4 protein-coding genes are annotated in these 4,930 nt (G+C 58.5%); 2 read left to right on the top strand and 2 right to left on the bottom strand.

What is annotated here, in order from left to right; translation table 11 throughout:
• The coding region (locus PYV00_RS16075; RefSeq protein WP_275229321.1) for a reverse transcriptase domain-containing protein at positions 1–690 on the top strand (690 nt) is incomplete at its 5' end.
• 285 nt (positions 691–975) lie between these two features.
• Here the strand turns inward: PYV00_RS16075 and PYV00_RS16070 are convergent.
• Both PYV00_RS16070 and PYV00_RS16065 read right to left on the bottom strand, forming a co-directional pair.
• Entirely contained in the window at positions 976–3,165 is a 2,190-nt protein-coding gene (locus PYV00_RS16070) for an SEC-C metal-binding domain-containing protein (protein WP_275229320.1), read from the bottom strand.
• On the bottom strand, positions 3,162–3,620 hold the full coding sequence (locus tag PYV00_RS16065) for a hypothetical protein (protein ID WP_275229319.1): 459 nt from the start codon (positions 3,618–3,620) through the stop codon (positions 3,162–3,164). The genes PYV00_RS16070 and PYV00_RS16065 overlap by 4 nt, the downstream gene beginning before the upstream one ends.
• Before the next feature lie 172 nt (positions 3,621–3,792).
• On the opposite strand from PYV00_RS16065, the gene PYV00_RS16060 reads away from it, so the two are divergent.
• Entirely contained in the window at positions 3,793–4,899 is a 1,107-nt protein-coding gene (locus PYV00_RS16060; RefSeq protein WP_275229318.1) for a hypothetical protein, read from the top strand.
• The last annotated feature ends 31 nt before the right edge of the window (positions 4,900–4,930 follow it).

The raw sequence follows: 4,930 nt of genomic DNA, 5'->3' as shown, positions 1-4,930 counted from the left end.
CATGCCCCACCACCTGCGGCACCTCAATCTACACCGGAAATTACACCACGACCGCGGACGCTAACAGGCGTTCGGCAGGGAATGTCGCTGTCGCCGTTCTACGCTGGTGTCTATTTGAGAGATATCGACAGGTTCCTGATGCGATCCCATGCTGCTACCGCACGATACGTTGACGATATCGCGTCTTTCTTCGCGACCGAGCAGGAAGCGCTGGACTTCCACGCAGCCTTGAAGGTCCAGCTTGGCAGACTGGGCTTGAACATCGGTGATCCCGGCGAGCCTGGGTCAAAGACGATGATCCACCAACCGGATCAGCCCGCGGAGTTCCTTGGGATGGAGTTGGTGCTTTCTTCGGAAACCTGTCAGCTTCAGGTTGGGCACCGGGCAATCGACAAGATTGTGGAGCGTATCCACTCGGGTGGAAGTACTGCGGCCCTTTTGGAGCGGAAGGTGTCGCTGACAACAATGGGGACGCACTTCCGCAATCTACAGGCTGGATACCTCAATGCCTATGATGGCGCGCAGAACAGAGACGACCTTGAAGCCGCGATGGCAAAAGCCAGCCGCAAAGCGCAGCGTAAAGTGCTGGTCGAGCTATTTGGCGAGGTGGGGCTGACCAACCTCGGTGCGACGCAACGTTCATTCGTGGGCTTGGAGACGGGTGCGCGGCCGAGCCAAAGAGGAAGCTGAATGAGCGGTTGATCCTTGATGCGCGTTTGAAAGCCTGAACGTAAATTTATGGATCATCGCCATCGCGGAGCTGCCGGTCAGCAGTGCGCCACTGCCAGCCTTAGACGGCGCTGAGGCAGCTCCTAATAATCGACCGTCCGGTTACGGCGTGGGATCGCATCTTCTGCCGGCACGGGAGTCCGTTTCTCGCTCACACGACCATACGCTGCCAGTCAGCAACTGCTTAAATAAGACGGGATCCAGCGGCTTAGCCACCTCCGTCAGACGGCTCTGCGAACCGCGACGTCAGGTTAAACCTAAGCAGCATTTCTTGTATTTTTGTCCACTGCCGCACGGACAGGGCTCATTGCGCCCGATCTTCCGTCTCATTCGAGACGCGGCAGGCCCAACATAATTTGCCGCCGGCGCACGCATGCTCAGCACAGCCCGACCCATTTGCGGATCGACCTCCCACGGATATTCGATCTTGATGCCGAAGCGCGGCAAGCCGTCGCGCGGATCTAGCCACAGCCCGTGCCACGATTCTGCCCGAGTGTCGTACTTGCGCAATGTGCAATGCGCTTCGAGCCGCTCGGCGGCCTCCCGGGCCGGGGCATAACTGCAATGCATCGTGATGCCAGACGGCGGAAACGCGAGGCTGACATCATGCAACCGCGCGTCTGCTCGGGTTTGCCCAACCACGCGCTCCGTCGCATCGCTGATCGCCTTGGCCGATTTGCCGCTCACCTGCAGGAGGAGCATGCCGAGGTCGACCAGAGCCGGGTCGTCCTGCTCCTCGACGCGCCGGATCAGGGCATCGAATCGAGTACCCTGCATCGCCGTTAGGATGCCCTTAGGTGTCTTGGCTCCGGGCAACCCAGCGCGTCGTGCCAGCATGGCAATCTCAAGATCGGCGGCGAAATCGTCCTCCAGCATCATGCTGTCATATTTGTCCTCCACCCAAAGGTTGTATTTGAGATGGTAGGAGAGCAGGGTCATCTCATGCGAAAAGAGCAATTTTTCGCCAAAGCGCGCCCGCAGCTCAAGGTAGTTGAGGAAGTATAGCGGCCGATCCAGCATCTCCGCCATGGCATCAAGCGCGAAAATGTCCGTGAAGAGCGCAGGCAACACGTTTGGTACTTCGCGACGCTTCAGGAACTGGTCGACCTGCATGGCAAGTGCCGGATAATTGTCAGCCACGAGGCAAAGCGGCAGTGTTCGGGAGATTGCGCCCGAGAAGGTGATCACCTGCCCATCGTCGGTGATCGCTTGAATGTGAGGATCGGCAAGCGCTTCAGCGCATAGCAAAGCCTGATCGTAGGCATGCTGGAATGCACCATGGAAATCCTTGCTCAGCGCTAGGTCGTTTCCCTTCCGCGCCTCCAGCGTAAGCCGCTTCGACTTGCACTGAACGACGATAGCGCGACCTCCCAGAACCACGAGCACATCGATTTCGCCGACACGCTCGCCTTTAGCGCGGTGCAGGTTGACGTTGCGCCACACCCGAGCTGCACCGAAGGCCGATACGAGCTGATCGAAAGCGAACCGTTCGGTGAATCGGCCGCGATTGGCGTCCGCTGTCGAACGATAAGCCTTGTCTTGTACCATCCAATAGAATGGAGATTCGTAGATTGATTCCAATAACGAGTAATATTTGAAGGAGCAGTAATTGCCCTCATGCCTGATGAGCGGTCGAGCATTGATCTCGTTGAAATCCCCCAAAGCCTGGAAGCCAAAGTTGCAGGGGCCGGCCGGAAGCGCAAAAGCCTCCAGCACCTTCTCAACGAGAGCTTCATCCAACCCTGATCGGGTCGCGATCTCCGAAGCCGAAAATCGAAAGGGATCAACCGGAAGGAAGCGCGCGGTATCACCCTCTTGCCACAGACGACGCAGTGCTTCGATGCCCTCGATGACGCGATCGTTGATGGATCTCGCGACCGTGGCCGCGTCCTCGATCCTAAAACCGCGATGAGCGACTAGCCAATCGTTGTCGTCGCGATATTTGAGGAGGGCGAAGTCGAGATACTGGAAGGATAGCGCCGCCTCGCCGCCGTAAAATATGGGTTCGCGCATCGCCTCGCCGTTCATCGGCGGCAAGCTCTCGCCTCGTTCCATCTGAGCTGGGAGATCGATGGACCATCGGCTGCTCAGGCACCGGTGCAGCTCTTCGAGTAGCGCCTCAGCTTCAACAAGCATGTCCGCCGGTTGCCGCTCAGGATGCTCGAAAGGCGCGTCTCCCGCCTGGACCATGAAACCTAGGAGCGTAGCCACCTCTGTGCGCACGAGCCTCGATGCGGCATACATCGAGCTCATGTTCTCGGCGGTGACTTCGGTCTCGTAGAGAATGAGATCGTCGCGAATGCACGCGAACGCCACCGCGTTCGCGAAGCCGGGCTGACCGCACAACGCCTTTAGATCCGCCAGAATGACCGCCTCGCTCCTCGGCTCGGGCGGCCGCAGCGCATCGTTCTTCGGTTGGGACCGGCGCTTCGTCACGACTTTTCCGGTTTTAAGAGGTGCCACGCATCGCGATATTGTTCGAGCCAGCCGGGACCAAATTCCTGTTCGAGACCCTCACGGCTGTAGTCCGGAAGGAAACGGCGCATATCACCATCCTTGTGCGGGACGCCGCCGCGACCCGGTCGCGCAAGCCAAGCGCGATGGGCCTGATACAAAGCTTCGGCGACCACGCCGCTCGGTATGACGAAAGCATCCGGCAACCTGTGCAGGTCGTTTGGGAACGACAGGAAAACATAGGACAGGCTCGCGCCTCGAATCCCTTCGTGCCTGGCCTTCATGTGCCAGCCACCATCGCTACCGATCTCGCGGCGCGTCTTCACCTGCAAGGCACAGGCGCGCTCGCCTGCGTCGTCTGTAATGACGATGTCGGCGGTCGGCACGCCGACCGGCGCTAGCGCAGCGATAAATCCGCGGCGCAAAAGCTGGGACATCCCATAGTGCTCGCCGGCGGCACCCAAAAGGGAAGATGGGGACATGAGGCCAAACTAGCGGACTGACCTGACCGAGGCGAGTATCGACGGCGGCGGCGGCACCCTGTTATGATGCGCTGACGCGAGCTGAATGCTATGCTTCAAGCCTCACCGCACCGACGGAATCAATCCTGTGGAACTGAACGAGCTTCCTCCCAAAGACGGCGCACAGCGAGCCTATTGCGAGGCGTGCAAGGGACCGTTGGATCTAGTCTTCGTCCGCTTTCACGACATGGTGTCGGGAGTCGAGATCGACATGAACGATGTCCCGCAGCTTGAGTGTCCTGCATGCGGTCTTCGAACACTGCCTGATCGCACGCGCTTTTTCATCATGCACGCTCACGAGATAGCGACGAAGGAAGGTTCGCCTGCATTTAAGAGCAAGCGCAAGAAGATCGTGGAGAATTTCGAATTCACGGATGTGCCTTTCCAGTACGATCCAGATGACTATTATTACTATCCGGGGTTAGAGCGTCCTTGGGACACTGGGTTTCTGACGCCGTTGTTCTTCAACCGGACCGTCCTCACGAAATACGATGCCGATCCGCGTTACCTCATTCGGTTCGCATCACCGACCTACGGCGACATCGCCTTCGAGGACCAATTTTCATTCCCCTTTGGTATCAACCGCCACGGCCATTTGCTGATGTGGCTGGGAGACGTCGCCAAACTCCCGAAGCCCGAACAATATTACCTCATGAGCGAAAACCGGCCATCGGATCACTGCATCGCCAGCGAGTTCTACGACGGTCAGATCGAATGCATTTTCACGGACCTGCCCCAAGAGAGCGTGCTTTTTGCCGCCCGTTCGGAATTCCTAGCGGCCTGTTTCAAACGGTGGGGCGCGAAGCTCGCCCATCTCGATACAGAGGTGCTTGACCTGGCCGCGACCCTACGTCGCCCGGTCCATGACACGCAGGCGAAACGACACTCCGTTTCGGACGTGCTGAACAAGGTGCATCTAGAATCGCTCGACAACGCAAAAATTGGAGCAATCCTCTCCGGGGCGAATATCGAGTGCAAAGGCACGGGATCGCTGAAGCGGTTTCAAGCCCTCCTGGCTTCCGCCGGTGATCCGACCCGTGTCAACGTCCTCATGTCGCCGTTCTACACACTATACGATTTCAGGGTTGCCTACTCGCACCTGGGATCATCGGAGGGTTCAGCGGCAACGATGAAAACCGTCACGGACCGACTGGCGATTGCTGGCCTGCTGCCGGTTTGGTGGACACCGAGATAAGGTGTTTTCACCTATCGGAGGTCCAAAATGC

It is taken from the genome of Novosphingobium album (ex Liu et al. 2023), assembly GCF_029076845.1.
Taxonomy (GTDB): Bacteria; Pseudomonadota; Alphaproteobacteria; order Sphingomonadales; family Sphingomonadaceae; genus Novosphingobium.
Note: the sequence above shows the minus strand (reverse complement) of the source record. Positions and strands in the feature narration are given on the sequence as shown.